This window comes from Promicromonospora kroppenstedtii DSM 19349 (genome assembly GCF_000515355.1).
Lineage (GTDB): Bacteria > Actinomycetota > Actinomycetes > Actinomycetales > Cellulomonadaceae > Promicromonospora > Promicromonospora kroppenstedtii.
In genome coordinates this window covers 10,706-11,819 of record NZ_KI911728.1, presented here as the reverse complement: position 1 = coordinate 11,819, position 1,114 = coordinate 10,706, and the positions used below count along the sequence as shown (strand labels likewise).

General features: G+C 72.4%; 1 protein-coding gene. It reads left to right on the top strand.

The genetic code is table 11. The features are described from left to right. Window positions 1-286: 286 nt before the first annotated feature. A partial coding sequence (locus PROKR_RS35790; protein WP_245605919.1) for a DUF1707 domain-containing protein occupies window positions 287-1,114 on the top strand: 828 nt, incomplete at its 3' end.

Sequence of the window (1,114 nt, the reverse complement as noted above, 5' to 3'; positions counted from 1 at the left end):
CCCCCGCCACGCCGACGCGCCACGGGTGCCGGGCAGCCAGCCCCACGAGGTAGGACGCGACCGGGCCCACGGGCAGCGCGACCGCGTACCCGGCCACGAGGCCGGCGACCAGGACCGGCCACAGCGCCGCCAGCGACGCCGCAGCGCTCGTCATGGGCGGGACCATAGGTGGGCCGACGACCCGGGGGCAAGTCTCACTAACCCTTCACCCCCGTGTTTCCGGACTCTTGCCCGCGGCCTTTAGGCTAAGGCGGACCGATGCCGCAGGACCCGGGGAGATCACGAGATGCCATTGTTCGAGGTCGATACCCAGCGGCCACTCCTCGTGACGTCCGCGAACGGCCCGGACGGTGGGGAGCCAGGTCTCAAGACCACGGCCAACCAGGTGGTCGACTCGCACATCGACGGCCTGCTCGGCGAAGAGGTCTTCCCGATCGCGCAGGGCTCCGGCCCGGACGAGCCCCACCTGCTGGCCCTCGACGCGTCGGGCTCGCCCGTAGTCGTGGAGCTCGTGGCGGACCTCGACCGCGAGAACCTCGCCAAGGCCTTGGACCACGCCGGCGCCGCCGGCCGCCTGACCCGCGCCGAGCTCGCCGCACGCTACCGCGGTGGGGCCAGCTCCTTCCAGCACGACGTCGCCGCCTTCTACGACAGCGTGCCGATCACGCGCACGCAGGCCGGGAAGAACGGCGGGGGCGGCGCGCGGCTGATCATCATCTGCCAGAACGCGCCCGACGAGATCCTCAACGCCGTCGACTTCCTGCGCCAGCCCTCGATGCCCGTCGAGGTGCTGAAGATGGGCGTGGTGAACTCGAACGACGGCCGCAAGTTCCTCGACGTGTCGCCGCTGGTGGTGCACCTGCCCCCGGGCCTGCCGGCCCCGAAGTCGGCGCCGATCGGCGGCACCATCACGAGCTCGATGAAGGGCTCGGTCAGCACGTCCATGGACACCGGCGTGACCGGCGGCGTCACCGGCGGTTCGTCGGGGCCCAAGGACGCCTTCGAGGAGGGCGTCAAGGTCGGCTACGCCCTCACGGGCAAGATGCCGGTCGTCGCGCAGGCGCCGCAGCCCCGGTCCGAGCGCCCCGCACCGCCCAAGCCGCCCGTGGCCGAC